At 68.2% G+C, this 25,223-nt stretch carries 26 protein-coding genes and 1 tRNA gene; 18 read left to right on the top strand and 9 right to left on the bottom strand.

Annotated elements, in window-relative coordinates; all coding sequences use genetic code 11:
* Window positions 1-5: 5 nt before the first annotated feature.
* Entirely contained in the window at window positions 6-218 is a 213-nt protein-coding gene (locus tag VFQ64_RS03520; protein ID WP_414712858.1) for a hypothetical protein, read from the bottom strand.
* 124 nt (window positions 219-342) lie between these two features.
* On the opposite strand from VFQ64_RS03520, the gene VFQ64_RS03525 reads away from it, so the two are divergent.
* On the top strand, window positions 343-507 hold the full coding sequence (locus tag VFQ64_RS03525) for a hypothetical protein (protein WP_325101914.1): 165 nt from the start codon (window positions 343-345) through the stop codon (window positions 505-507).
* A 12-nt stretch (window positions 508-519) separates the two neighbouring features.
* On the opposite strand, the gene VFQ64_RS03530 is transcribed toward VFQ64_RS03525, so the two are convergent.
* Entirely contained in the window at window positions 520-1,140 is a 621-nt protein-coding gene (locus VFQ64_RS03530; RefSeq protein WP_325101915.1) for a S24 family peptidase, read from the bottom strand.
* Between the two features lie 90 nt (window positions 1,141-1,230).
* On the opposite strand from VFQ64_RS03530, the gene VFQ64_RS03535 reads away from it, so the two are divergent.
* From VFQ64_RS03535 to recJ, 11 genes are all read left to right on the top strand, one after another.
* Complete coding sequence (locus VFQ64_RS03535; protein WP_325101916.1) at window positions 1,231-1,407, top strand: hypothetical protein; 177 nt, start codon at window positions 1,231-1,233, stop codon at window positions 1,405-1,407.
* The gene (locus VFQ64_RS03540; RefSeq protein ID WP_325101917.1) at window positions 1,404-1,685 is read left to right on the top strand and encodes a hypothetical protein; all 282 of its coding nucleotides are present in this window, start codon (window positions 1,404-1,406) and stop codon (window positions 1,683-1,685) included. Before VFQ64_RS03535 ends, VFQ64_RS03540 begins: the two co-directional genes overlap by 4 nt.
* 274 nt (window positions 1,686-1,959) lie before the next feature.
* Complete coding sequence (locus tag VFQ64_RS03545) at window positions 1,960-4,095, top strand: TonB-dependent receptor (RefSeq protein WP_325101918.1); 2,136 nt, start codon at window positions 1,960-1,962, stop codon at window positions 4,093-4,095.
* Between the two features lie 112 nt (window positions 4,096-4,207).
* Window positions 4,208-5,386: an acyl-CoA dehydrogenase gene (locus VFQ64_RS03550; RefSeq protein WP_325101919.1), complete on the top strand. Its 1,179-nt coding sequence runs from the start codon at window positions 4,208-4,210 to the stop codon at window positions 5,384-5,386.
* Window positions 5,387-5,554: 168 nt separating this feature from the next.
* On the top strand, window positions 5,555-6,676 hold the full coding sequence (locus tag VFQ64_RS03555; RefSeq protein WP_325101920.1) for a CaiB/BaiF CoA-transferase family protein: 1,122 nt from the start codon (window positions 5,555-5,557) through the stop codon (window positions 6,674-6,676).
* Window positions 6,677-7,795 carry a CaiB/BaiF CoA-transferase family protein gene (locus VFQ64_RS03560; RefSeq protein WP_325101921.1) on the top strand — a complete coding sequence of 373 codons (1,119 nt, stop codon included), beginning with the start codon at window positions 6,677-6,679 and terminating at the stop codon, window positions 7,793-7,795.
* 47 nt (window positions 7,796-7,842) lie between these two features.
* Window positions 7,843-8,601 carry a class II aldolase/adducin family protein gene (locus VFQ64_RS03565; RefSeq protein WP_325101922.1) on the top strand — a complete coding sequence of 253 codons (759 nt, stop codon included), beginning with the start codon at window positions 7,843-7,845 and terminating at the stop codon, window positions 8,599-8,601.
* 258 nt (window positions 8,602-8,859) lie between these two features.
* Window positions 8,860-9,402: a (2Fe-2S)-binding protein gene (locus VFQ64_RS03570; protein WP_325101923.1), complete on the top strand. Its 543-nt coding sequence runs from the start codon at window positions 8,860-8,862 to the stop codon at window positions 9,400-9,402.
* Between the two features lie 119 nt (window positions 9,403-9,521).
* Window positions 9,522-10,448, top strand: coding sequence for an RcnB family protein (locus VFQ64_RS03575; protein WP_325101924.1), 927 nt, complete (start codon window positions 9,522-9,524; stop codon window positions 10,446-10,448).
* Between the two features lie 156 nt (window positions 10,449-10,604).
* Window positions 10,605-11,294 (top strand): 2OG-Fe(II) oxygenase, encoded by a 690-nt coding sequence (locus tag VFQ64_RS03580; RefSeq protein WP_325101925.1) that lies wholly within the window; start codon window positions 10,605-10,607, stop codon window positions 11,292-11,294.
* 279 nt (window positions 11,295-11,573) lie between these two features.
* Window positions 11,574-13,325, top strand: a complete 1,752-nt coding sequence (gene recJ, locus VFQ64_RS03585) for a single-stranded-DNA-specific exonuclease RecJ (protein WP_325101926.1) — start codon at window positions 11,574-11,576, stop codon at window positions 13,323-13,325.
* Between the two features lie 124 nt (window positions 13,326-13,449).
* Here recJ and VFQ64_RS03590 read toward each other — a convergent pair.
* Window positions 13,450-13,524: transfer RNA gene (locus VFQ64_RS03590), tRNA-Glu, on the bottom strand.
* Window positions 13,525-13,655: 131 nt separating this feature from the next.
* On the opposite strand from VFQ64_RS03590, the gene VFQ64_RS03595 reads away from it, so the two are divergent.
* The 5 genes from VFQ64_RS03595 to VFQ64_RS03615 all read left to right on the top strand — a co-directional run bounded on the left by VFQ64_RS03595 (window position 13,656) and on the right by VFQ64_RS03615 (window position 19,023).
* Entirely contained in the window at window positions 13,656-14,351 is a 696-nt protein-coding gene (locus tag VFQ64_RS03595) for a cytochrome b (protein WP_325101927.1), read from the top strand.
* Between the two features lie 64 nt (window positions 14,352-14,415).
* Window positions 14,416-16,260, top strand: a complete 1,845-nt coding sequence (locus VFQ64_RS03600; RefSeq protein WP_325101928.1) for an ATP-binding protein — start codon at window positions 14,416-14,418, stop codon at window positions 16,258-16,260.
* Window positions 16,257-17,003, top strand: coding sequence for a LytR/AlgR family response regulator transcription factor (locus VFQ64_RS03605; protein WP_325101929.1), 747 nt, complete (start codon window positions 16,257-16,259; stop codon window positions 17,001-17,003). The genes VFQ64_RS03600 and VFQ64_RS03605 overlap by 4 nt, the downstream gene beginning before the upstream one ends.
* Window positions 17,004-17,038: 35 nt before the next feature.
* A complete protein-coding gene (locus tag VFQ64_RS03610) occupies window positions 17,039-18,739 on the top strand; it encodes a M1 family metallopeptidase (RefSeq protein ID WP_325101930.1) in 1,701 nt (566 codons plus the stop codon).
* A 41-nt stretch (window positions 18,740-18,780) separates the two neighbouring features.
* Window positions 18,781-19,023, top strand: coding sequence for a hypothetical protein (locus VFQ64_RS03615; RefSeq protein WP_325101931.1), 243 nt, complete (start codon window positions 18,781-18,783; stop codon window positions 19,021-19,023).
* Here VFQ64_RS03615 and VFQ64_RS03620 read toward each other — a convergent pair.
* The 4 genes from VFQ64_RS03620 to clpX all read right to left on the bottom strand — a co-directional run bounded on the left by VFQ64_RS03620 (window position 19,020) and on the right by clpX (window position 21,702).
* Complete coding sequence (locus VFQ64_RS03620; protein WP_325101932.1) at window positions 19,020-19,487, bottom strand: DUF892 family protein; 468 nt, start codon at window positions 19,485-19,487, stop codon at window positions 19,020-19,022. The genes VFQ64_RS03615 and VFQ64_RS03620 overlap by 4 nt on opposite strands.
* Complete coding sequence (locus tag VFQ64_RS03625) at window positions 19,484-19,861, bottom strand: DUF4440 domain-containing protein (RefSeq protein ID WP_325101933.1); 378 nt, start codon at window positions 19,859-19,861, stop codon at window positions 19,484-19,486. Before VFQ64_RS03625 ends, VFQ64_RS03620 begins: the two co-directional genes overlap by 4 nt.
* A gap of 60 nt (window positions 19,862-19,921) precedes the next feature.
* Window positions 19,922-20,320, bottom strand: coding sequence for a type II CAAX prenyl endopeptidase Rce1 family protein (locus tag VFQ64_RS03630; protein ID WP_325101934.1), 399 nt, complete (start codon window positions 20,318-20,320; stop codon window positions 19,922-19,924).
* Window positions 20,321-20,439: 119 nt separating this feature from the next.
* Window positions 20,440-21,702, bottom strand: a complete 1,263-nt coding sequence (gene clpX, locus VFQ64_RS03635) for an ATP-dependent Clp protease ATP-binding subunit ClpX (RefSeq protein WP_325101935.1) — start codon at window positions 21,700-21,702, stop codon at window positions 20,440-20,442.
* 248 nt (window positions 21,703-21,950) lie between these two features.
* On the opposite strand from clpX, the gene VFQ64_RS03640 reads away from it, so the two are divergent.
* Window positions 21,951-23,429 (top strand): hypothetical protein, encoded by a 1,479-nt coding sequence (locus VFQ64_RS03640; protein WP_325101936.1) that lies wholly within the window; start codon window positions 21,951-21,953, stop codon window positions 23,427-23,429.
* Window positions 23,430-23,432: 3 nt separating this feature from the next.
* Here VFQ64_RS03640 and clpP read toward each other — a convergent pair whose 3' ends face one another.
* Window positions 23,433-24,122, bottom strand: coding sequence for an ATP-dependent Clp endopeptidase proteolytic subunit ClpP (gene clpP / locus VFQ64_RS03645; RefSeq protein WP_325101937.1), 690 nt, complete (start codon window positions 24,120-24,122; stop codon window positions 23,433-23,435).
* Window positions 24,123-24,223: 101 nt separating this feature from the next.
* A complete protein-coding gene (locus VFQ64_RS03650; RefSeq protein WP_325101938.1) occupies window positions 24,224-25,150 on the bottom strand; it encodes a glycosyltransferase family 2 protein in 927 nt (308 codons plus the stop codon).
* Between the last annotated feature and the right edge of the window lie 73 nt (window positions 25,151-25,223).

The following is a 25,223-nucleotide window of genomic DNA, read 5'->3' on the forward strand; positions in this document are numbered from 1 at the left end:
AGGGGCTAGTGGATGGTGCCCGTGACGCTGGTGCAATCCAGCGCACTCAGCAACCGGCCGACCTGACGCCACCTGCAGAAGTGAAGGTGATTGCCGACCCGGCGGCTCTGCTCCGCGCGCGCGGCGGCCTCGGCTCCGGCGGTAGTACCGAAGGCGGTCAGGAGGTGTGCCGCGTCATCGTGCGGGCGGGTGTCGGCGAGATAGGGGATCGATGTCACTCGCAAGGCCCTAGCCGAACGATCCGCCATTTTCGCCAACGGAGAAGGTAAACCGGACGACAGCCTTGTTTCGCGCCGTTGCCGACGCTGGCGCCGCGGGCCCGGACATGGCACGGCGGCGCACATGCCCGCCCACCGTCCCACTGCCGCCGGCGGCGCTCCGCTCGCGCTCGGCGCGCTCGGCGGCGCCGCGGTCGGCTTCGCCATCGGTCAGCCAACGATCTGTTTCCTGATCGGCTTGACGCTCGGCATCGTCGCGGCGCTGCTGATCTGGTGGCGCAGCCGCTGAGCTGACCGGGCGCTAGACCGGCTTGCGCATCTGCCAGACCGCGCGGCCGACGATTGCGGTCGGGCCGTCCGGCACCGGCGCTGCGTCGGGATTGTCGCTGCTCACGCACAGTCGCTTGCCGTTCACGCGCACCCGCTTGACCATCAGCGCGCCGTCCAGCCGTAGGACATAGACGCCGCCCCGCGCGTCCGGGGCACGGCTGGCCTGGTCGATCAGCAGCCGGTCGCCGTCGAGCAGCCCTGGTGCCATCGAATCGCCGGTCACGCGCACGATCGACGCCTGCCCCTCGCGCAAGCCCAACGATCGCGCGAACGCCGCCGTCACAGTGTCCAGCCCCAGTACCGTCTCGTCTTCGACCGCGGCGCCCGGGCCGGCGGAGGCGGCGACGTCCAGCCGCGGAATGCGCCATTCGGTGGGCATCGCCCGATCGGCGCCGAGCGTTTCTTCCGAGACACCGAAGAAATCCGCGAGCACCCGGCGGTCACGCTCCGCCAGCCGGCGTGGCGTGCCGTAGCGAACCCATTGCTGCAGATAGGCCGGCCCGCGCCCCAGCATGCGCGACAGCGCGGCCAGGCTGGCGTCCGCCTCCTTGCTGAGCGCCTCCAGCCGAGCGCGAGGATCGATCACCGTCACGCAGCAACCGTAGCGTACGATTTTCCATAGACAAGTTGGATTTTGGAACAGAACTAGAACAACAGTGTCAATCGGAGTCGGGGATGGCCCATGTCGCTGTTGTACGAAGTCGACCGTTATCTGCGCCGGACGGGAATGCCGGTCACCAAGTTCGGCCGCCTGGCCGTGAACGACCCGCGGCTGGTCGGCGACATGCGTCGGGGCCGTCAGCTGGGTGCACGCAACGAGGCACGGGTGCGCTCGGCGATGCGCGACGAGCGGTCATGAGCGTCGATCCCGCCCGTCACCTACTACGCGCGCTCCGCCGGTCCGCAGCCGCAGCCTGCTGCGAAATCGTGCTGGCGCACGAGGCGCTCGATCCATGGTCGAGCGTCACCTTTGTCGGCGCGCGGCACCGGGTGGTGGTGCGGGGCACGGGCATGGCGTCATGGCTGGCCGAGTTGCCTGAACTCGACCTGCCGATGTCCGGGTGCTTCGTCGCCGGTTGCGACGTGGAGTGGGCGGAAGACGGCGCGGTGCTGACGATCCTGGTCCTGGAGGAGTAGGCGTCATCGCTCCGGTCGATATCGTCGGCTCCACCCCCGCGAAGGCCGGGTGCAGTTGCCGCGTACCCCCTTGCTAGGCTGCGTCGCTCAACCACATTGACCTGCGCGCCTGGGCCCCGGCCATCGCCGGAGGAGAGGCAAGGAGAAGGGCAGACCCTCGATCCGATGCCGAAGTGTTACTGCGATGCGCCCAACCGCGCCGATACTGTTTGATATGATATTACACAACGACTAGGCGCCGGGCATTAACCCTGCCAGACGAGTCGTATCCCTGATGAAGCTCCTCCTCCTCACCTCCGCTGCCCTGCTCGCCACGCCCGTCTTGGCGCAGACCAGCGAGGCCCCCTTGCCCGGCAACGCCGTTTCCGCCCAGCCGCGCGATGTGATCGTCACCGCGCCGGTGCAGACCAGCGAGCGCGACGTGCTGCAGGGCACCTCCGTCCTGTCCGGCGAGGAACTCGCGCGCGAACTGAGGCCCACGATCGGCGAGACGCTGCAGCGCCAGGCCGGCGTTTCGGCGACCTCGTTTGGCCCGTCCGCCTCGCGGCCAATCCTGCGCGGCTTTCAAGGCGAGCGCATCCGGGTGCTGACCGACGGCATCGGCTCGATCGATGTGTCCAACACCAGCGTCGATCACGCCGTCATCATCGACCCGCTGCTCGCCGAGCGCGTCGAGGTGCTGCGTGGCCCGTCGGCGCTGCTGTTCGGATCGTCCGCCGTCGGTGGCGTGGTCAACGTCATCGATCGGCGTATCCCGCGGAGCCGGCCGGCCAACGGCTACCGGTTCGACGCGATCGCCAACTACGGCTCCGCCGCCAACGAACGCTCCGGCGCCGTGGCGGGCGACGTGGCGATCGGCCGCAACCTCGTCCTCCACGCCAACGGCTCGTACCTGAAAGCCGACGACCTGCGGATCGGTGGCTTCGCGCTCTCGCCCGCCGCGCGCGCCGCAGCACTCAGCCAAGTCGGACTGCCGCAGGAGGTCGAGGACGGCGAGGAGCCGATCGACTTCGCCGCCAACGCCGCCGTGCGCGGTCGCCTGCCCAACACGGCGGCGGAGACCTGGACCGCCGGAGTCGGAGCCTCAATCATCACCGACACCGGTTCGCTCGGCGTCGCCTACAGCCACTACGACAGCCTCTACGGCATCCCGATTCGCTTCGCGACCGAGGTTGGTCAGGAGCAGGAGGCCCCGCGGCTCGACGTGGTGCAGGACCGCTGGGATCTGCGCGCCGACGTTCAGACCGGCGGCGGTTTCCTGGAGCGGGTGCGCGCACGCGGCGGCTATGCCAAATACCGGCATTTCGAGCTGGAGCCGGACGGCGCGGTCGGCACCGCCTTCTTCAACAAGGGCGTCGAGGGCCGGCTGGAGCTGATCCAGGCGAAGCGTGGCGCGTGGCTCGGCGCGTCCGGCGTGCAGTATTTCAGCCGCGAGTTCGACGTCGAGGGCGAGGAGGCGTTCCTGCCGCGCAACTCCACCGAGCAGACCGGGCTGTTCACGCTTCAGCAGCTCGACCTCGGCGGCTTCAGGGCGGAAGGCGGCGTCCGCTACGAATTCTCCGACTTGCAGGCCAAGAACCCGCTCGACGACCCCCGGTTCTTCAACGGCCGCCGACACTTCGAGGCGTTCTCCGGGTCGCTTGGTGGTTCCTGGGGCAGCGATGCCTTCCGGGTCGGCCTGAACGGCTCGCGCACGACGCGCGCGCCATCAGCCGAGGAGCTGTTCGCCAACGGCGCCCATGCCGGGACGCAATCCTATGAGCTCGGCAATCCCGACTTCCGGGTGGAGAAGAGCTGGGGGCTGGAAGCGACGGTCCACGCCCATTCGGAGCGGTTCGACTTCGACGCGTCTGCTTATTACAACCGCTTCTCAAACTACATCTCCGAGAACCAGGTCGATCAATCCGTCTGCGAGGCGGCGGCCGCGCCGTCGGGCCGCGAGGTCGATCTGCCCTGCTTCCAGTATCAGCAGGGCGATGCCCGTTACTACGGAGTCGAAGCCGAGCTGTCGGGCCGGCTGCTGACGCTCGGGTCCACCCGGATCGTTGCGGACGTGCTCGGCGACTATGTGCATGCGACGCTGGTCGGCGGCGGCCCGGTGCCGCGCATCCCGCCGCTGCGTCTGCTCGGCGGCATCGAGGCACAGGGCGACCGCTTCACCGCCCGCGCGGAGGTCGAGCGCGTCTGGGCGCAGAACCGCGTCGCCCAGTTCGAGACCCGGACGCCCGGCTATACCTTGGTCAACCTGACCGCGAGCGTGAGGCCGTTCGGTGCCGAAAACCGCACGACCCTGCTGGTCAGCGCCAACAACCTGCTGGACGTGACCGCCCGGCGCCATTCGAGCGTCCTCAAGGACTTCGCGCCCCTGGCAGGTCGCGATCTTCGTGTGACCTTGCGCGTCGGCATCTGACCTTCGCCTCGTCTTCCCGGCCTTGAGCCCGGGTCCCGCTTCTTCTAGCGCGGGGCGAGGCAGCGGGACCCCGGCTCTGCGGCCGGGGTGACGAGGCGAAGGAGCAGATGTGATGGCCGGCATGGGACGTTTCGACTGGGCCGATCCCTTCCTGCTCGACGAGCAGCTGACCGACGACGAGCGCATGGTCCGCGACACCGCGCGCGCCTATGCGCAGGACCGCCTCGCACCGCGCATCGTCGAGGCGTTCCAGCACGAGCATACCGATCCCGAGATCTTCCGCGAGATGGGCGAGCTCGGGCTGCTCGGGCCGACCATCCCGGAGGAATATGGCGGCGTCGGCGCGGGCTATGTCGCCTATGGCCTGGTGGCGCGCGAGGTGGAGCGCGTCGACTCAGGCTATCGCTCGATGATGAGCGTCCAGTCGTCGCTGGTGATGTACCCGATCCACAGCTTCGGCTCCGAGGCGCAGAAGCGCAAATACCTGCCTAAGCTCGCGTCGGGTGAATGGATCGGCTGCTTCGGCCTGACCGAGCCCGACGCCGGCTCCGACCCCGGCGGGATGCGCACGGTCGCGAAGAAGACCGCCGACGGCTATGTCATCTCGGGGTCCAAGACGTGGATCTCCAACTCGCCGATCGCGGACGTGTTCGTGATCTGGGCCAAGACGGAGGACGGCGTGATCCGCGGCTTCGTGCTCGAAAAGGGCATGCAGGGCCTCTCCGCGCCCAAGATCGAGGGCAAGCTGTCGCTTCGGGCGTCGATCACCGGCATGGTGATGATGGACGAGGTCGCGGTGGGCGACGGCGCGCTGCTGCCCGACGTGCAGGGGCTTAAGGGGCCGTTCGGCTGCCTCAACCGCGCCCGTTACGGGATCAGCTGGGGCGCGCTCGGCGCCGCCGAGTTCTGTTTCCACGCCGCGCGCCAGTACGGCCTCGACCGCCACCAGTTCGGCACCCCGCTCGCAGGCCGCCAGCTCTTCCAGAAGAAGCTTGCCGACATGGAGACGGAGATCGCGCTCGGACTGCAGGCCAGCTTGCGCGTCGGCCGGCTGATGGACGAGGGCCGGTTCGCGCCGGAAATGGTGTCGATCGTCAAGCGCAACAATGTCGGCAAGGCGCTGGACATCGCCCGGATGGCCCGCGACATGCACGGCGGCAACGGCATCTCGGGCGAATATCAGGTCATGCGCCACATGATGAATCTGGAAACGGTGAATACCTACGAGGGTGCGCACGACGTCCATGCGCTGATCCTGGGCCGCGCGATCACCGGCATCGCGGCGTTTTAAGCTCCACATGAGGGGCTTGAACGCTCATCCACCTTGGGTCCGCATCCTACTTGCACTGGCCTGCTTGGTAGCGGCCGCCATCGTACAAGACGGGCTCATAACTCTCATGCTTGTCGTGCTAGGAGTGGGTTTGATCATCCGAGGGCGCAACGCTCCTATGGACGTAGAGTGAAAGGCCCCCCGCTCACCGGCCTCAAGGTCGTCGAACTCGCCCGCATCCTCGCCGGCCCCTGGGCAGGTCAGGTGCTTGCCGACCTCGGCGCGGAGGTGGTCAAGGTCGAGGCGCTCCAGGGCGACGACACCCGCACCTGGGGCCCACCCTTCGTCGACGAGCCGGACGGCTCCCGCACTGCCGGCTATTACCACGCCTGCAACCGCGGCAAGCGCTCAGTCGTCGCCGACTTTACCACCTCCGAGGGACAGGCGATCGTCCGCGACTTGGTCGCCGACGCCGACGTGCTGATCGAGAACTTCAAGGTCGGCGGCCTCGCCAAATACGGTCTCGACTACGCCGCCTTGAGCGCGCTCAACCCACAGCTGGTCTATTGCTCGATCACCGGCTTCGGTCAGGACGGTCCCTACGCCGCGCGCGCGGGCTATGATTACATCGTTCAGGGCATGAGCGGGATCATGGACCTGACCGGCGAGCCCGACGGTCAGCCGCAAAAGGTCGGCGTCGCCTTTGCCGACATCATGACCGGCCTTTATTCGGTCATCGCGATCCAGGCGGCGCTGACGCAGCGCGAACGCACCGGGCGCGGCCAGCAGATCGACATGGCGCTGCTCGACACGATGACCGGCGTGCTCGCCAACCAGGCGATGAACTGGTTCCTCTCCGGCCAGACCCCACCTCGGGTCGGCAACGCGCACATGAACGTCGCGCCCTATGCGGTCTTCCCGACCGCAGACGGCTGGTTCATCCTCGCGGTCGGCAACGACGCGCAGTTCCGCCGCTTCTGCACCGTGATGGGCCTGCCCGACCGCCCCGAATGGGCGACCAACGCCGGCCGGCTCGAACACAAACCCGCGCTGTTCGCCGCCATCGAGGCGCTGACCGGCAAGTGGCAGCGCGACGACCTGCTCGCGGCCCTCGAAGCCGCCGGCGTTCCGGGCGGCCCGATCAACACCGTCGAGCAGGCCTTCGCCGACCCGCAGGTGATCGCGCGCGGCATGCAGATCGAGGTCCGCCGCGAGGATGGCAGCGTACTGCCCGGCCTGCGCACCCCGATCCGCTTCTCGGACGCCGACCTCGCGCTCGGACGCGCCGCCCCGCTACTTGGAGGATCATGAATGGCCGACGCGCCGCTGAACGGCATCCGCATCGTCGAACTCGCCGGCATCGGCCCCGGCCCCTTCGCCGGCATGATGCTCGCCGACCACGGCGCCGAGGTGATCCGCATCGACCGCCCTGGCAGGGGCGGGATCACGATCGACGCCAAGGACCCCCTGCTCCGCTCCCGTCGCTCGGTCGCGCTCGACCTCAAGAAGCCGGAGGCGATCGCCGCCGTCCGCCGCATTGTGGGCCAAGCGGACGGGCTGATCGAGGGCTTTCGCCCCGGCGTCACCGAGCGCCTCGGGCTCGGCCCCGACGTGCTGCTCGCCGATAACCCGCGCCTCGTCTATGGGCGCATGACCGGCTGGGGCCAGACCGGTCCGATGGCGCACGAGCCCGGCCACGACATCAACTATCTCGCCATCTCCGGCGCACTCCACGCCTTCGGGCGCGCCGGCGAGAAGCCGACGCCGCCGATCAACATGGTCGCCGATTTCGGCGGCGGCGGCATGATGCTCGCCTTTGGGATGCTCGCGGCACTGCTCCACGTGCAGCGCACCGGCGAGGGCCAGGTCGTCGATGCGGCGATGACCGACGGTTCGGCCCTGCTGATGAGCATGATCTGGGGGTTTCGCGGCATGGGCCGCTGGTCCGACCGGCGCGGCGAGAACCTGCTCGATACCGGCGCCCACTTCTATGACACCTTTGAGTGTCGCGACGGCAAGTGGATCTCGCTGGGCGCGATCGAGCCGCAATTCTATGCCGAGTTCCGAGCGGTGATGGGCCTGGACGCGCCAGAGTGGGACCGCCAGATGGACCCGCGCAGCTGGGGTCCGCTCAAGGCCGAGCTGGAACGCCGCTTCCGAGAGAAGACCCGCGATGAATGGGTTGCCGCCTTCGCCGGCCACGAAGTCTGCTTCGCCCCCGTGCTCGGCTTCGACGATGCGCTGGCCGACCCACACAACCGCGCGCGCGGCACCTTCGTCGAGGCGGGCGGCGTCACCCAGCCGGCACCGGCGCCGCGCTATTCGGCCAGCGCGACGGTAGCCCCGACGATGGCCGGCGAGCGCGACGACGCGGGGGTACTGCGCGACCTCGGCTTCGCCCCGCAAGAGATCGCCGCGCTAGGCCACTGACCATGAATGTGCGATAATCGAACCAACGTCAGCCCAGGAGAGACCCGATGGCCACCGCCCTCCGCCAGCCCCAGATGTCTGCCCATGAGTGGGAGGCGCGCCAGGAGCTCGCCGCCTGTTACCGCGTGTTCGACATGCTCGGCTGGTCCGAGATGATCTACAACCACATCACCGTGAAGCTCGATGACGAGCGCGGCGCGTTCCTGATCAACCCCTTCGGCCTCCACTTCTCGGAGGTGACCGCGTCGAGCTTGGTCAAGATCGACCTCGACGGCAACAAGCTCGCCGACAGCCCCTACCCGGTCAACCTCGCCGGCTTCGTCCAGCATGCGGTGTTCCACCGCAACCTGCCCGACGCGCACTGCATCATGCACACCCACACCACGGCAGGCATGGCGGTGAGCTCGGTCGAAGGCGGCTTGCGCCCCACCAACTTTTACGCCTGCAACTTCGCCGGGCAGATCGCCTATCATGACTTCGAGGGCGTCACTGTCCGCTCCGAGGAAGGCGAGCGGCTGGTCGCCAATCTCGGCAGCAAGCGTGTCATGTTCCTGCGCAACCACGGCATCCTGGTAATGGGGCGGACGCTGCCGGAAGCGTTTATCAAGCACTGGTCGTTGCAACGCGCCTGCGAGATCCAGCTCGCTACGATGAGCATGGGCACCCCGCTCGAGGTCGCGCCCGAAGTCGTTGCGACTCACCAGCGCGACCTCCACAAGGCGAGCGTCCCCGGCGGTGCCGGCAAGGCCGACTTCGCGGCGATGGTGCGGCTGGTGGATAAGCAGGACACCAGCTGGCGCGAGTAGCCCAGCTCCCTTCCCGCTCGCGGGAGGGGTTACTCGACCTCCCTTCCCGCTTGCGGGAGGGGTTACTCGACCTCCCCTCCCGCTTGCGGGAGGGGCTGGGGGAGGGCATGTCGGCCTGGTGAAGCAACAACCCCTCCCAACATGCGGTGAAGCAGCCCCCGGCTGCTTCAGCTCGTCCGGGGGACGAGCGACCGCATGTTCCCTCCCGCAAGCGGGAGGGGAGATCAGGTGGTGCCTCCCGCAGGCGAGAGGGAAGCAATGCGCCTGACCGTCAACAACCAGCCCGTCGAATACCGCCTCGATCCCGCCACGCCGCTGCTGTGGGCGCTGCGTGACGCGTCCAACCTCACCGGCGCGAAGTACGGCTGCGGCACCGGCCATTGCGGTGCCTGCATCGTCGATATCGACGGCGCGGCGGTCCCGTCGTGCCAGGTCCCGGTCGGACGGATCGAGGGCAGCTACGTCACCACCATCGAGGGCCTGTCGCGCGAGCGCAGCCATCCCGTCCAGCTCGCTTTCCTGGCCGAGAACGTGACCCAATGCGGCTTCTGCATCCCGGGCATGATCATGCAGGCGAGCGTTCTGCTCAAGAAGACGCCCAACCCGTCGGAGGAGCAGATCCGCGCCGCCATCACCGTAATCTGCCGCTGCGGCGTCTATCCGCGCGTGGTCGAGGCGATCGGGCGCGCCGCCCGCGCCGCGCGTGGCGAGGAGGTCATTCCCGCCGGCTTCCGCCCCGGCATCGACCCGGCCGACGCGGCGCGACAGGTGCCGGCGCTGGTGGCGCCGGGGCGACCCTGATCGTTACGAAAGCTTTCTGATCGCTGACGGACGAGTTCAGCTTCGTCTCACCCTGCGCGCCGCAAAAGGGCTCCACCATAGGGGTCGGCTCGTGCGCCGGCAGGAACAGGAATACGGCCATGAAGAAGTGGTTGATCGGTGCATTGCTGGCGGCGACCGCTGCCGTGCCCACCATCGCGACGGCACAGGACGACCCGGGCGGCGACGCGCGGCGCGCGGCGCGGGAAGAGCGGCGTGCTCAGCGGCAACAGGCGACGCCCGAGCAGCGCGCCGAGCGCCAGCAGGCGCGCCAGGAACAGCGCCAGCAGCAGCCGCGCGCTGAGGTCAACGCCCAGGCGCAGGTGCAGGCCGCGCCGGATTGGCAGGGTCAGCGTCGCGAGCGCAACACCGAACAGCCGCGCGTCCGCGCGCAGGCCCACGCCGACTGGCAAGGTCAGCAGCAGGCTGCCCCCCGTCAGGCCGAACGCTTCGAGCGGCGCCAGGAGCGCCAGGCCGAGCGCAATGCCGCGCCCGTGGTGCAGCTGGACCGTCGCAACCCGAGCTACGACCCGGCGCGTGGCGATCAGCCTCGCCGCCGTGACGACCGTGCGCAGTGGAACGACCGTCACCGCGATGACCGTGCCCAGTGGAACGATCGTCAGCGCGACGACCGCAACCAGTGGAACCGCAACGACCGCGACAACCGCCAGTGGGATAACCGCAGCGGCTGGAACGATCGCGGCCAGGCCAACCGCAACTGGAGCCGCGAGTGGCGCCGGGACGGCCGTTACGATTGGAACCGCTATCGCACCGGCAATCGCAACCTGTTCCGGCTGCCGCGCTACTACGCGCCTTATGGCTGGGATCGGGGTTACCGCCGCTTCTCGATCGGCGTGACGTTGTCGCAGGTGTTGTGGGGCCAGAACTACTGGATCCAGGATCCCTGGGACTATCGCCTGCCGGAGGCTTACGGCCCGTACCGCTGGGTGCGCTACTATAACGATGCCCTGCTGGTCGACCTCCGCTCCGGCCAGGTCGTCGATACGGTATACGACATCTTTTATTGAGCGAGCGCCCTCGGCTTGGGTCAGCAAGCCGAGGAGTCGCTGCGGCGGGCAGCGGAGCCGGCAACGCCGGCTCCGTCTGACGGCGCAGCGTTGCCATTGATGCAAACTCCAGACCCTTGCATTGCGGCCAAAGACCAGGCCAAGAGCACCGCCGTCATGGGTTTCTTCTCCCGCACATCCTCTTCGGGCAACGGCGCGTCGAAAGTCCGCGCGCTCGCCGGTTCGCACGTCGCGCAATGCCTCGACGCCAATCCGGCCGTCCAGCGCGCGCAGATCGACGCCGCGCAATTCTATTATCATCCCGAGTTCCTGAGCCCGGCCCAGTGCGACCAGCTGATCGGGCTGATCGACACCAACCGGCGCCCGTCGACGCTGTTGTCCGACAACCCCGACGCCAATTTCCGCACCTCCGACAGCTGCGACATGGACCGCTGGTCGCCGCTCGTCCGCCCCATAGACGAGTCAATCGCGGCGCTGCTCGGGGTCGATCCGTCGCACGGCGAGACGATGCAGGGTCAACGCTATGCCCCCGGCCAGCAATTCCGCGCTCATCACGACTATTTCCACCAGGGCGAGAGCTATTGGCCCGAGGTCAGCAAGCAGGGCGGGCAGCGCACCTGGACCGCGATGATCTATCTCAACGACGTGACTGAAGGCGGCGCCACCTGGTTTCCGCAGGCGGGCATCAAGGTCGCCCCCAAGCGTGGCCTGCTGCTCGCGTGGAACAACATGAACCCCGACGGCAGCCCCAACGACAAGACGCTGCACGAGGGCATGCCGGTCGTGCAAGGCGTGAAGTACATCGTCACCAAGTGGTTCCGAGAAGGCAGCTGGATGGCCTATTGAGAAGCCGCTGTCCTACAAGCAGGCGATCTGCCACGCTCGTTTCGTGACCCGTAAGTCGGCCTTTTGCACCCTCCCCGGCGAAGGCGGGGGCCCAGTCGCCACGAACGTCGATGGGCGACCCATGTCTCGCGGCGTCTGGATTCTGGGCCCCCGCCTTCGCCGGGGAAGCGGTGGGGAGCGCGATGGCGCACTCAACATTCTCAACATTCGCTCTCAACATTCACCGCACCGCCGATCACCGGACGTGTTTATCCCTCAACTTCCCCTCAACTTCCGCGCATGACCGTCCTCGGCGTCACCGCCTCCATCCTCGGCCAGCCCTGGCGCTGGCGCGCGCTGGCCGCCGATGCGCGCGACGGTTGGGGCGCGGACGACCTCGTCACGCAGCTGCTGCTCGCCCGCGGCTGCCCGCGCGAGGCCTTGGATCAGCACCGCAGCCCGTCGATCCGCGGCTTCATGCCGGACCCTTCCGTGTTCCGCGACATGGACCGCGCCGCCGACCGGCTCGCCGACGCGGTGATGGGCGCGGAGCAGGTCGCGATCTTCGGCGACTATGACGTCGACGGCGCCACCTCGGCGGCGCTGATGGTGCTGATCCTGCGCGATCTCGGGCTGGCGCCGCGTGCCTACATCCCCGACCGCATCGAGGAGGGCTACGGCCCGTCGGGTCCCGCGCTGGTGCGGCTGGCGCGTGAGGGCGCGTCGCTGATCCTCACCGTCGACTGCGGCGCCCAAGGGTTCGACGCGCTGGAGGCGGCCCGGGTCGAGGGCGTCGACGTCATTGTCGCCGACCACCACCAGTGCGCCAGCACCCTGCCCCACGCCCATGCAGTCGTGAATCCCAACCGCCTCGACGAGGAGGGTGGGCGCGAGCATGGCCATCTGGCCGCGGTCGGCGTCTGCTTCCTGCTCTGCGCCGCGCTGATCCGCACCTTGCGCACTCGCGGCTTCTTCGCCGGCCGCGCCGAGCCCAGGCTGCTCGACCATCTCGACCTGGTCGCGCTCGGCACCGTCGCCGACGTGGCGCAGCTGCGCGGCCTCAACCGCGCCTTCGTCGCGCAGGGGCTGAAGGTGATGGCGCAGGGCCGCAATCCCGGCATGGCGGCGCTGATCGAGGCGGCGCGGCTGACCCGCGCGCCGACCTGCAGCGACTTGGGTTTCGCGCTCGGCCCCCGCATCAACGCCGGCGGCCGCGTCGGCCGCGCCGATCTCGGCGTGCGCCTGCTAACCACCACGGATCCGGCCGAGGCCCGCGCCATCGCGCTCGAACTCGACACGCTCAACCAGGACCGCCGCGTCATCGAGGCCGGCGTGCAGGAGGCGGCCGAACTGCTGGCAGGCAGCGACCGCCGCGTCGCGATCGCCGCCGGGCTCGGCTGGCATCCCGGCGTGATCGGCATCGTCGCCGGCCGGCTCAAGGAGAAGCTCGGCAGGCCGGCAATCGTCATCGCGCTCGACGCGGCGGGCGTGGGCAAGGGCTCGGGCCGTTCAATCCCCGGCGTCGATCTCGGCCAGGCGGTGCTCGCGGCCAAGGAAGCGGGCATCCTCATCGCCGGCGGCGGTCACGCGATGGCGGCGGGCCTGACGGTCGCCGCCGACCGCATCGCCGACCTGAGCAATTTCCTGGAGGAGCGGCTGGCGAATGCGGTGGAGCAGTCGAACGAAGGCCGCGCGCTGCTCGTCGACGCGGTCCTAGCGCCCGGAGGCGTCCACCCGGAGTTGGTGACCGCGATGGAAGCCGGCGGCCCGTACGGCACCGGTTGGCCCGCCCCGCGCCTCGCGGCCGGGCCGGTGCGGGTGATCCGTGCGGACATCGTCGGCACCAACCATGTCCGCTGCGTGGTCGCGGGCAACGACGGCCGCAGCCTCAAGGCGATGGCCTTCCGCCACGCCGAGACCGCGCTCGGCCTGGCGCTGCTCGGCGCCGCGCCGCACCGCAAGCTGTGGCTGGTCGGCCGCGCAAAGCTCGACGACTGGGGCAGCAAGCCCGCGGCCGAGCTCCACGTCGAGGATGCGGCATGGGCGGATTAGCAAACCCGTCGCCCCGGCTTGGGAGCCGGGGCCCCGCTCCTTCTTGCGCGCAGGATGTGAGTTAGGTCGAGCATAGCTCTCGCGTCACCAGAATACAGAAGACGCGCCCCGCGCGTCTTCTGTCTGGTGACCCCTACGGGGCTCGAACCCGTGTTTCAGCCGTGAAAGGGCCGCGTCCTAACCACTAGACGAAGGGGCCGTGCGCGCCCGCCTAGTCCGGCCACCCCGGACTGGTCAAGCCGGTGCGCGCGCGCCGGCGCGACTCGCCATCCGATTGACAACCTGCCGCACCACACGTTTGATGTGGTTCAAGAGGGAGGAACCCACGACATGGCGACCACAGCCTGGGCCGATCCGCCGCCGCTACGCGCGCGCACCGACCGCTACACCCGCGTCGCGATCGTCCTCCACTGGGTGATCGCCGCCGCCATCATCTACAATCTCACCTCCGGACTGCTCCGCGACCAGCTGCCGCGTGGCTTCTTCGCCCTGCATATCTCGTCGGGCCTCACCATCCTGATCCTCAGCGTCGTGCGCGTGGTGTGGAAGCTGATGCACAAGGGTCTGCCCTTCCTGCCCATGGCGGGCTGGGAGCGGTGGCTCGCGCGGATCACGCATTTCCTGCTCTATGCCGCCATGCTGTTCGTGCCTTGGACCGGCTGGGTGATGATCTCCGCCAACCCGCCCGCGGGCTCGGCAGGCGCCGCCTATGCCCAGGCGCAAAGCGCCCAGGCGGCCACGGCCGCCGGCAAGCCGGCGCCGGTGCCCCGCAAGCCGTCGCTGTTCTGGGGCCTGGTGGAAGTACCAAAGATCGGCCCCGTCGCCGACCTCGGCCGCGAGCCCGCCGGAGTCGCCGAGCAGCGCGCCTTCCACGAACAGATGGAGGAAACCCACGGCACGGTCGCGATCATGCTGCTGTTCCTCCTCGTCCTCCACGTCGGCGGCGCGCTCAAGCACCAATTTGTCGATCGCCAACCCGAGCTCGCGCGCATGGGCATCGGTCGAGGGCGCGGCGGGAGCGGATAGCCGCGCTTTGCCCGGGGGCTCACCTTCGTCGCCGTTCGTGCTAAGGGCGGAGGGGGGGAACGGCATGGCGATCGCCGCTGCGCAGGGGGAAACGCGTCAACCGCAACTGCTTGCGGCCCCCGACTCGCGTGCGCCGGACGCCGCGTTCCGGACGCTGGCGGCGATGCTGCCCGGCTTGTGCTGGACCGCCGACACGGCCGGGCGCCCGGTTTGGACCTCCCGCCCCGCCGCGCCGCTGCCCCGCGATATCCAGCAATGGTCCGCCGGTCTCGCGGCGCAGGATCCGTTCGAAGCCGTACTGCGGATCGACGGCAAGGATCGCCCTTGCCGCCTCTCGCCATTGCGCGACGCCGCCGGCGAAGTCGCCGGCTGGTGCGGCACGGAGCTCGACCCGGCGCACGCCCGCTGCCGCGATGCGCTGGCGGAAAGCGAGGCGATGCTCGCCGCCTTCATGACCCATGCGCCGTTCGGCATGCACCTGAAGGACGCCGACGGCCGCTACCTCAAGGTCAATGACGAGCTGGCGGCGGTGATTGGCGAGTCGAGGGACGCGATCATCGGCCGCCATCCGGCAGACCTGTTCCCGCCGCCCATCGCCGACCGGATCGTCGCGATGGACGCGGCTGCGGCCACCGGCGCGATCACGGAGGAGTTTGCGATCGAGCCGCGCGACCGCTACGCCTCCGTGCTGGCGATCAGCTTTCCGACGCCCGGCGGCCGCTCCGTCCGCACCGGCGGCTTCACCATCGACCTGACCCAGCGCAAGGAAGCCGAGGCCGCGCTGGAGCGCTCCCGCGATGCGCTGTTCCAGTCGGAGAAGCTGTCCGCGCTCGGCTCACTGCTCGCGGGTGTCAGCCACGAGCTCAACAACCCGCTTTCGATCGTCGTCGCGCAAGCCGTGATGATGGAGCGGCAGGCGACCGGCACCGAGCTCGCCGACCGCGCGTTCAAGATCCGCAAGGCCGCCGATCGCTGCGCGCGCATCGTCCAGACCTTTCTCGCCATGGCGCGGCAGAAGACGCCCGAGCGCACCGCGGTCGATCTCAACGCCGTCGCCAACGGCGCCATCGAACTGGCGAATTACGGCCTGCGTTCCGACGGCGTCGGCATCACCCGCGCCTTCGCCGCACGCCTGCCGCGCATCTCGGCCGACAGCGACCAGCTCCATCAGATCGTCACCAACCTGATCGTCAACGCGCAACAAGCGATGGCGGCGGAGCGGTCGCTGCGCTGGCTGGAGGTCCGCACCGCGCTGGGACCGGAGCCCGGCACGGTCGTGCTCGAAGTCTCGGACTCCGGCCCCGGCATCTCACCCGAAGCGCGCCGTCGCATCTTCGAACCCTTCTACACCACCAAACCGCAAGGCGAAGGCACCGGCGTCGGCCTGAGCTTCAGCCAGGGCGTGGCCGAGGCGCATGGTGGCCGGCTGACGCTGGTGCCGTCCGAACGCGGCGCGACCTTTCGCCTGACGCTGCCGATCGACCCCAGCAAGACCTTGCCACGGGTTGAGCCGATCGCACCTGCGCCGCCCACCGACGCGATCCGCCGCGCGCTGATCGTCGACGACGAGGAGGAGATCGCCGCTTCGCTCGCCGACTTTCTGGGTGTCGAAGGGTTCGAGTGCGAGATCGTCGTCGGCGGCGCGGCGGCGCAGGCGCGACTGGTGGCCGGAGGGCTTTATGACCTAGTGATCAGCGACATCCGGATGCCCGACATCGATGGTCCGGCGCTCTATTCATGGATCACCGAGCACCGGCCCGATCTCGCCAAGCTCACCGCCTTCACCACGGGTGACACGCTCGGCTCGCACGCGGCGCGCTTCCTGGCTGACGCCGCGCGACCGGTGCTGGAGAAACCCTTCACGCCGGACTCGGTGCGCCACTTCCTCTCGGAGGCCGCGATCGGATGAACACGCCGCCACATATTGTGCTGGTGGATGACGAGGAGGATTTGCGCGAGCCGATCGCCGCCTATCTCACCGATAACGGCCTCGATGTGTCGGAGGCGAGCGGCGGCCCCGCGCTCGACCGGGTGTTGGCCGAGCGGTCCGCGCAGCTCGTCGTCCTTGATGTCTCGATGCCCGACGAGGACGGCTTCTCGATCGCCCGGCGGCTGCGCGCGCGGCCCGATCCTCTGGGCATCATCATGCTGACCGCGCGTCGCGACGTCGACGGCCGCGTCGAGGGACTGGAGATCGGCGCCGACGATTACGTCATGAAGCCCTTCGAGCCGCGCGAACTGCTCGCCCGCATCCGCTCGGTCCTCCGCCGCGTGGGCGAGCAGCCCCCGCTCGCGCCCGAAGCTCCTGGCCCTCCCGCCACCGATTATGCCAGCGAGTTCTGGATCCCCACGGGTCGCGGCCAGATCTGCGTGCCGATCGAGGCGATCGAGTGGATCGAGGCGGCCAAGGACTACGCCCTGCTTCATACCGCCGACCGCGCGCATATGCTGCGCGTGACGATGGCCGCGCTCGAAGGCTCGCTTGCCCCTGCGGACATGATCCGCGTCCACCGCTCCGCTTTCGTCAGCCCGGCCGCGATCGTTTCGATCAGTCAGGTCGGGCGCAACATCACGCTGGTGCTGAAATCGGGCACGAGCGTACGGGTCGGGCCGCAGCACGCCGACGAGGTGCGGCGGAAGCTGAAGCGGTAGTTGACCGGAACGCTGCGTCAGGTCGACAAGCTGCCATGCTCCGCTTCGCCCTCCCCGCCCTCGCCCTGCTCACCGCCGCCGACCTGCCCAAGAAGGGCGAACCGCCGCTGACCGTTCAGACGATGCGCTCCGGCGGCGCCGTCGATCCCGAACAAGCCAAGCTCCGCTTCGACGCCGCCGACCTCGCGTTCGAGATCATACCCGAAACCCGCCGGCTCCACGGCGTGGCGACGTTGACCTTCTCCGCAAGGACACCGCTGTCCGCCCTCACGCTCGATCTCGACCGTAACCTGCCCGTCACCGCAGTCACGGTGGATGGGGCGGCGCTCCCAGCGGCAAGCTGGTCGAACCCTCAAGGCCGGCTCGTCATCCGGCTTCCCCGGCCCCTGCCCGCGGGCAAGGCGGTCACCGCGCGCATCACCTATGCCGGCACCCCGCACATCGCGGTCAACGCGCCATGGAACGATGGCGTGGTCTGGTCAGCCGCGCCCGACAAGCGGCTGTGGTTCGCAACAACTGCGCAGGGCTATGGCTGTGACCTGTTCTGGCCATGCCTCGACTTCCCGACGGGTGAGCCCGCGACCGTCACCTTGCACATCACCATACCCAAGGGGCTTAAGGCGCCCGGCAATGGCGTGCTGCTCGGCGTGGACTCACTGCCGGACGGCCGGACGACATGGCACTGGCGCGCGCGCCAGCCCAATACCTATGCCATCGCACTGCAGGTCGGACCCTATGATGAGCTGCGGGATACCTATCGCAGCCGCTACGGCAACACGATCCCGCTCCATTTTTGGCACCTGCCCGGCAAGCCGGCGGAGGCGCGGGCGCTGCTCGCGGAGTTCGCGCCCACCCTCGACTTCTTCGAAGCCGTGATCGGCCCCTACCCCTTCGGCGACGAGAAGGTCGGTGTCGTCGAGACCCCGCATCTCGGCATGGAGCATCAGACCATCAACGCTTATGGCAACGCTTATGCCAAGGCGCCCGAGGGCTTCGACTGGCTGTTCCACCACGAGTTCGCTCATGAGTGGTTCGGCAACCAGCTGACCGCACGCGACTGGGACGATTATTGGCTGCACGAGGGCTTCGCCACCTACATGCAGCCGCTCTACGGCCGCTGGCGCGAGGGCGAGGCCCGCTATGCCGCCATGATGGCGGCGCAGCGCGACAAGATCGCCAACAAGGCGCCGATGGTCCGCGACCGCGCCATGTCCGGCGACGATGTCTACGAGGAGGCGCGCGGCGGTCCCGGCGGCGACATCTATTACAAGGGCAGCTGGATCCTCCACACCCTGCGCGGCCTGATCGGCGACCGCGCCTTCTTCAGCGCGACACGACTGCTGGTCTATGGTCGGACGGACCCGGAGCCGGGGAACTTCACCCCGCGCTACGGCTCGACTCGCGAACTACAGGCGGCGGTGCGGCGGGTCACAGGCGATGACTATGATTGGTTCTTCGACGCCTATCTCCGCCAGCCGGGGTTGCCGGAGTTGGTGGAAGCGCGCGTCGGTGACAGGTTGAGCCTCCGCTGGCAGGTCACGGGCGGCAAGCCCTTCCCGATGCCGGTCGACGTCCAGGTCGATGGGCGAACCCAGCGCCTGGCGATGAGCGACGGGACCGGCTCGCTGGTGCTGCGCGCCGGCAGCCATGTCGTGGTCGACCCCTGGGCCAAGATCCTCCGCCGCTCGGTGGCGATCGAACGGACCCACGCCTGGCGCGCGAAACCCAAGCCCTGACGATCAGGGATACGGTCGACGGGTCGAGTGTTTAGCCGACCATGACCGACACCACCCCGGCCTTGGCCCTGAAACGCACCGGCGAGATGTGCGCCATCTTCATGATCGGCAACGGCATCATCGGCCTCGCCCAACCGCAGCGGCAGGTCAGCCTGTGGCGCTCCCACGTGAAGCCGCTGGACCTGTTGGTCCGCCGCTTCGATGGTCGCCCGGGCAAGCGCCGCCTGCAGGGAGCGCTCCAGCTCGCCGCCGGCCTCCTGCTCGCCTCGCGGCTGCGTCGCTAGCCCGTCAACGCGGTCAGCCGAGCTTTGAGTGCGCGATCGGCCGCGATCTCCTGCGCGTAGTTGGCCTGCACCGCGGCGGAGAGCGGCTCGTCCGCCAGCTCCGCCGCCAGCACGACGGCGGTCTCCGACGACACGATCTCCGCCGCCTTCGCCTTGCGGACCGCGCCGATCAGCGCAATGTCGAGCAAGCGGCCCGGCTGGGTCGACCGACCGTCGCGATCGGCGTCGTCCAGAATGCCCGACATCCACAGGTTCTCCGGCCCGCCGGTGTCGAGCCCCGTCGCCTCCAGCCGTGCCGCCTGCTCCGTCGCGCGCTCGGCTTCCGCCAACAGGATCGCCCGCAGCCCCATGTCACTCGCCAGTGCCGCAATGCCGGGCAATCGCTCGGCCGCCTGCCGCTTGCCGTCATGCAGGTCCTGCGCCGCGGCATGGAGCAACGACGCCGCCGAGCCGATCTGGGTCAAGCGGCCCCGCCGGCATGCAGCGGCGGCAGCTGCGAGTGCTGCACCACTAGCCAGTCCTCGTGGCCGCGCCGGCGGATCGTGGTGGTGCACCATGCCTTGTACGCCTCGCCCCCACTCTCCTTGGCGCGGCTCGCCTCCGCCTGATAGGCAATGACGATCAGCCCCTCCTCGGGCCGTTGCACCCGTCGCTCGGTGAAGCGCACCTCCGCCCAGCGCGGCGTATGGGCCACCGCTTCGATCGCGGCGGCGGCATCGAACACATGCGGCGCGGCGGGCAGCACCATCACGCACTCACCGTCGATGAGCGAACGGTAGGTCTCAGCATCGCCTAGCCACAACTGCTCCTCGAAACGCCAAAGCCGATCATCGTCCATAGCCGAGCTCCTCTTGCCTCGGGACAATGGTGGGGCGGGATCTTCGTTCCGCGACCGTGCTCAGCGCAGGAGCAGAAACGCGATGATCGGGCTCGCATTCTGCAGCGCGTGGATCGCGAAGACGATGCCGACCGCGCGCCAGTAGCCCGCGCCGCGGCAGGTCAGGTACGCGATCGAAAAGATCAGGAACGGCCACCAGATCACCAGCCCCCAACGCGCGGCCAACAGGCTGTGGGCCACCGCCCACAACACCGCACTGCCCACGGCTGCCCAGACCGGCCCCGCCCGACGGCCGAGCCGCGCCATCGGGCCGGTCATGATGATGGTCTCGATCAGCGGGCTGAACACCACCACGCCGACGAACAACAGCCAGCCCGGCCCGCCGCCCAGCTCCGGCGCCGCGAGCCCTGGCGCCAAGCGCGAGGCGAGCAGACCGAACAACAAGGACGGAAGCGCCACGATCGGCCAGGCGAGGAGAACGTATCGCCAAACCGGTATATCCGGATCAAACAGGAACCGGGGCAAAAAGGCAAAAGCGCGCGGCCGACCATTCGGCCACGCGCCCGCCCGGGCCGGCGTCACGCCGCGCTCTCGGCCTTTTTCTCGGCATAGACGCGGATCGGCTCCTTGCGGCCCTCGATCACGTCCTTGTCGATCATCACCTCGTCGACACCCTCCATACCGGGCAGGTCGAACATGGTGTCGAGCAGCACGCCTTCCAGGATGGAGCGCAGGCCGCGCGCGCCGGTCTTGCGCTCGATACCCTTCTTGGCGACCGCGACCAGCGCGTCGTCGGTGAAGCCCAGCTCCACCTCCTCCATCTCGAACAGCTTCTGATACTGCTTCACCAGCGCATTCTTGGGCTGCTTCAGGATCTTGACCAGCGCCTCGACGTCCAGGTCTTCCAGCGTCGCGATCACCGGCAGGCGACCGACGAATTCCGGGATCAGGCCGAACTTGAGCAGATCCTCCGGCTCGGTCGATCGCAGGATCTCGCCCGTGCGCCGCTCCTCGGGGCTCGCGACATAGGCGCCAAAGCCGATCGACTTGCCTTGGAGGCGGTCACCGATGATCTTCTCCAGCCCGCTGAAGGCGCCGCCGCAGATGAACAGGATGTTGGTCGTGTCGACCTGCAGGAACTCCTGCTGCGGATGCTTGCGCCCGCCCTGCGGCGGCACCGACGCGGTGGTGCCCTCCATCAGCTTGAGCAGCGCCTGCTGCACACCCTCGCCCGACACGTCGCGGGTGATCGAGGGATTCTCCGCCTTGCGGCTGATCTTGTCGATCTCGTCGATATACACGATCCCGCGCTGCGCCCGCTCGACGTTATAGTCAGACGCCTGGAGCAGCTTGAGGATGATGTTCTCGACATCCTCGCCGACATAGCCCGCCTCGGTCAGCGTTGTCGCATCCGCCATCGTGAACGGCACGTCGAGGATGCGGGCGAGCGTCTGCGCCAGCAGCGTCTTGCCGCAACCGGTCGGCCCGACCAGCAGGATGTTCGACTTGCTCAGCTCCACGTCCGCGCCCTTGGCGCCGTGGTTGAGCCGCTTGTAATGGTTGTGCACCGCGACCGACAGCACCCGCTTCGCGCGCTGCTGGCCGATCACATAGTCGTCGAGGACGTTGCAGATTTCCTGCGGGGTCGGCACGCCGCCGTCCTTTTTCGAGACGAGCGCCGACTTGGTCTCCTCGCGGATGATATCGTTGCACAGCTCGACGCACTCGTCGCAGATGAACACGGTGGGACCTGCGATCAGCTTGCGCACCTCATGCTGCGACTTGCCGCAGAACGAGCAGTACAGCGTGCTCTTGGATTCTCCACCGGTCAGCTTGGTCATATCAACGCAAATCCCAAGACCCTTCGGGTCGATGTGTCATTGTAAGCGGCGGTGGCAGCGAGCCGCAACCGCTATCGCGTCCCGAGACCGCCACTTGCCGCTCGCCGACGGGTATGCCACGCAACGCGCGGGGAGCAAGCGACGGTCCAGGGGAACGCATGAACAATAGTGCCGCGCCGATCGCTTTTCCAGACCGGCGAGCCGGATGGCGGGCATGGATCGACACGGCCCCGTCCTCCCCGGCCGCTTTGGCGATAATCCTGATCGTCGCTCTCGCGTTGGTTCCCATTCCTTACGGATGGAACGGCAACGAGGAGAATTACCTACTGCTTGCCTATCGGTGGTGGGCACCGCTGACGGCCAGCCCTTTTGACGCAGTCGTCGATCACGGTGCGAGTGGCGGCAAGTTCCTGGCCTTCAGCCTGTTCGGCTTGGCGGTATCGCTGTTGGGGTTTGAGCTAGGCCGGCTGGCGCTGACGGTGCTGCTGATCGGACTGCTCGCCTGCGGCCTCACGCGTCTGTCCCGCGCCTTCGGTCTTTCGGCGATCCAGGCACTGACGGCGTTGGCGCTGTTCTGCCTGACCCGCCAATCGGTGATGGGCGGCGAGTGGATCCTCGTCACGGCCGAGGCCAAGAGTTTCGCCTATGCGTTCGCGATGTTGGCGCTGGCGAACGCCGTCGAGCTCCGGCCCGTGCGGACGACCGTGTACGCGGGGGTGTCATTTTACCTGCTCTTTCTGATCGGCGCGTTCTGGTTCGCGGCCGCGCTGGTTGGCTTTGTGCTCGCCGGGGGGAGATGGCGTGTGGCGCTGGCGATGGTCGCGGTGTTCATGATCGCCGCGGCGCCGCTGCTCCTCACGCTGATCGATGTACAGCGGCAGTTTGCCTCGACACCCGCACCGTCCGGCTTGCCTCATGCCGACTATATCTACGCTGCCCTGCGCGCGCCCCATCATCTGGCGCCGTTCGCTGCCGAGGGCGGCTGGGGAGCCTTGCGCATTGGCGCGGGTGTATTCACCTCCGTCGCGATGGCAGCGATCGCCGCATGCGCTTGGTGGCGGGCCCGGAACCGGCGCGAACAGGCGCTGGCAGTGCTGACCGGCCTGCTTTCCCTCTACCCTCTCGTCGCGCTGGCAGTGAGCTGGTTAGATCGTGAAGACCTGGTGCTGGCGAAACTGTACCTGTTCCGGCCGCTCAGCCTCATCCTGCTGCTCGGGCTCATGCTCTCCATGTGGTTGTGGCCCCGCCTGCTCTCCGCATGGGCGCAGCGTTGGCCGATCGCGGGCCGGGGATGGGTCAAGAACCTGCCCGCGTTCGTGGCCGTGCCCGTCTTCTTGGCATTCGCGCTTGCCGGCGCGTTGACCGGGCAAGCACCGTCGATATCGCCCGCCACCATGCGGATGATCGCGACGGTCCGCCAACTCACGCGCCCAGGCGATGTGATCTTTGCCGAGCCCGCGACGGATCAGACGATCAGCCTGGAGCGGCGGCTGGAACGCCCGACGCTGGCAAATTGGCAGTTCGTGCCCACAAACCCCGCCGACTTGTATCGATGGTGGCAACTGGTGGAAGACCGCAACCGCGTCTTCGCCGGCGATTGCCACGCGATTCCGCAACGCGTGAACTATCTGCTGGTAACGGCGGCGACAGCCGCCCGGGTGGTCGGCTGTGGTCGCGTCGTATGGCGCGACGCGAATTATAGCTTAGTCGAACCCGCTCTCCGCTGACGATCAGGCCGCCCTGGCCATGTCCTCGGTCGGCTGCGGACGCTTGTCGAAAACCTCGTCGATCAGCCCGAACGCCTTGGCTTCGTCGGCTTGGAGGAAAGTATCGCGGTCCATCCGGCGCTCGATTTCCTCGATCGGCTGGCCGGTGTATTGCGCATACAGCTCGTTCATCCGCGCGCGGATGCGCAAGATCTCCTTGGCCTGGATCTCGATGTCCGACGCCATGCCCTGTGCCCCGCCCGACGGCTGATGGATCATGATCCGCGAATTGGTGAGCGCGACGCGCATGCCCTTCTCGCCTGACGCCAGCAGGAAGCTGCCCATCGACGCCGCCTGACCGATGCACACCGTGCCGACGCGCGGGCGAATATACTGCATGGTGTCATGGATCGCCATGCCCGCCGTGACGACACCGCCCGGCGAGTTGATGTACATGAAGATGTCCTTTTTCGGGTTCTCCGATTCCAGGAACAGCAGCTGCGCGGTGATCAGCGAGGCCATGCCGTCCTCGACCCCGCCGGTGACGAACACGATCCGCTCGCGCAACAGGCGGGAGAAGATGTCGAACGACCGCTCGCCGCGGTTCGACTGCTCGATCACGATCGGCACCAGTCCGGCCTGCGTCTGCTGGAGACCGAGGCCGGCCTGGGCGAAGGGCTGCGCGAAGTCGCCGGACTCGAACGGATTGTGCATCGAAAAACTCTCTTGTGCCCCGTGTGAACACCCTATGTCGCGCGGCCACGAAGCGACTTCAAGCCCCGTGTCGGGTTTGCCCGGGTGCCTCGGTTCCCGCCTCAGCTGCCGGGGGCGGGATAGGCCAGGTAGGCCAGCCGCCGCACCTCGCGCCGCCCGCGTACCACGGTGTCCAGGATCAGCCCGGCGGTGAAACTGAGCGCCGCCAGGATCACCAGCCCGGTGGCCCCCACCGCCGTCGGAAAGCGCGGCACCAGCCCGGTGCGGGCGAAGGTAAGCGCCAGCGGAAACGCCAACACCAGCGCGAACACCGCTAGCGCCGTGCCGATTGCGCCGAAATACAGCAGCGGCCGTTCGATCCGGTACAGCGTCAGGATCGTCGTCAGGATGCGCCAGCCATCGCCATAGGTGGACAGCTTTGACTCCGAACCCTCCGGCCGCGCGAAATAGGGGGTGTCGACCTCCGCCACCGGCATCCGCAGCTCCAGCGCGTGAACCGAGATGTCGGTCTCGATCTCGAACCCCGTGGACAGCGCCGGATAGCTCTTGACGAAACGCCGCGAGAATACCCGATAACCACTGAGGATATCAGTGAAACTGCGCCCGAACAGGCGCGCCAGCATGCCGGTCAGCAGCGTATTGCCGAACCGATGCCCGCGCCGATACGCCTCGGCTGCTTCATGCACCCGCGCGCCCACCACCATGTCGAGCCGCTCGTCGAGCAGCCGCGCCACCAATCCGGGCGCCGACGCCGCGTCATAGGTCGCATCGCCGTCCGCCATCACATAGATGTCGGCATCGATGTCGGCGAACATCCGCCGCACCACGGCGCCCTTGCCCTGCACCCGCTCATGCCGGACCACTGCCCCGGCTGCTCTCGCAACCTCGACGGTGCGATCGACAGAATTGTTGTCGAAGACATAGACCGTGGCGTCCGGCAGCGCAGCGCGGAACCCCGCCACCGTCTGCGCGATCGCCGCCTCTTCGTTATAGCAGGGGAGCAGGACGGCGATGGTGGGTGTTGTCATCGCCGCCTCCTCATCCACCCGTCACCCTGAACTCGTTTCTAGCTTCATGCGACACAGCCCACATCGCAAAAAC

It is taken from the genome of Sphingomonas sp. (assembly GCF_035714405.1).
Lineage (GTDB): Bacteria > Pseudomonadota > Alphaproteobacteria > Sphingomonadales > Sphingomonadaceae > Sphingomonas.

What these genes read in the sequence shown, in the direction of transcription:
- VFQ64_RS03610 (WP_325101930.1), top strand. Translation starts at nt 17,039, where the DNA reads ATGCTCCGCTTCGCCCTCCCCGCCCTCGCCCTGCTCACCGCCGCCGAC.
- VFQ64_RS03565 (WP_325101922.1), top strand. Translation starts at nt 7,843, where the DNA reads ATGGCCACCGCCCTCCGCCAGCCCCAGATGTCTGCCCATGAGTGGGAG.
- VFQ64_RS03595 (WP_325101927.1), top strand. Translation starts at nt 13,656, where the DNA reads ATGGCGACCACAGCCTGGGCCGATCCGCCGCCGCTACGCGCGCGCACC.
- clpX (WP_325101935.1), bottom strand. Translation starts at nt 21,702, where the DNA reads ATGACCAAGCTGACCGGTGGAGAATCCAAGAGCACGCTGTACTGCTCG.
- VFQ64_RS03535 (WP_325101916.1), top strand. Translation starts at nt 1,231, where the DNA reads ATGTCGCTGTTGTACGAAGTCGACCGTTATCTGCGCCGGACGGGAATG.
- recJ (WP_325101926.1), top strand. Translation starts at nt 11,574, where the DNA reads ATGACCGTCCTCGGCGTCACCGCCTCCATCCTCGGCCAGCCCTGGCGC.
- VFQ64_RS03540 (WP_325101917.1), top strand. Translation starts at nt 1,404, where the DNA reads ATGAGCGTCGATCCCGCCCGTCACCTACTACGCGCGCTCCGCCGGTCC.
- VFQ64_RS03545 (WP_325101918.1), top strand. Translation starts at nt 1,960, where the DNA reads ATGAAGCTCCTCCTCCTCACCTCCGCTGCCCTGCTCGCCACGCCCGTC.
- VFQ64_RS03580 (WP_325101925.1), top strand. Translation starts at nt 10,605, where the DNA reads ATGGGTTTCTTCTCCCGCACATCCTCTTCGGGCAACGGCGCGTCGAAA.
- VFQ64_RS03525 (WP_325101914.1), top strand. Translation starts at nt 343, where the DNA reads ATGCCCGCCCACCGTCCCACTGCCGCCGGCGGCGCTCCGCTCGCGCTC.
- VFQ64_RS03605 (WP_325101929.1), top strand. Translation starts at nt 16,257, where the DNA reads ATGAACACGCCGCCACATATTGTGCTGGTGGATGACGAGGAGGATTTG.
- VFQ64_RS03570 (WP_325101923.1), top strand. Translation starts at nt 8,860, where the DNA reads ATGCGCCTGACCGTCAACAACCAGCCCGTCGAATACCGCCTCGATCCC.
- clpP (WP_325101937.1), bottom strand. Translation starts at nt 24,122, where the DNA reads ATGCACAATCCGTTCGAGTCCGGCGACTTCGCGCAGCCCTTCGCCCAG.
- VFQ64_RS03625 (WP_325101933.1), bottom strand. Translation starts at nt 19,861, where the DNA reads ATGGACGATGATCGGCTTTGGCGTTTCGAGGAGCAGTTGTGGCTAGGC.
- VFQ64_RS03615 (WP_325101931.1), top strand. Translation starts at nt 18,781, where the DNA reads ATGACCGACACCACCCCGGCCTTGGCCCTGAAACGCACCGGCGAGATG.
- VFQ64_RS03550 (WP_325101919.1), top strand. Translation starts at nt 4,208, where the DNA reads ATGGCCGGCATGGGACGTTTCGACTGGGCCGATCCCTTCCTGCTCGAC.
- VFQ64_RS03575 (WP_325101924.1), top strand. Translation starts at nt 9,522, where the DNA reads ATGAAGAAGTGGTTGATCGGTGCATTGCTGGCGGCGACCGCTGCCGTG.
- VFQ64_RS03650 (WP_325101938.1), bottom strand. Translation starts at nt 25,150, where the DNA reads ATGACAACACCCACCATCGCCGTCCTGCTCCCCTGCTATAACGAAGAG.
- VFQ64_RS03560 (WP_325101921.1), top strand. Translation starts at nt 6,677, where the DNA reads ATGGCCGACGCGCCGCTGAACGGCATCCGCATCGTCGAACTCGCCGGC.
- VFQ64_RS03600 (WP_325101928.1), top strand. Translation starts at nt 14,416, where the DNA reads ATGGCGATCGCCGCTGCGCAGGGGGAAACGCGTCAACCGCAACTGCTT.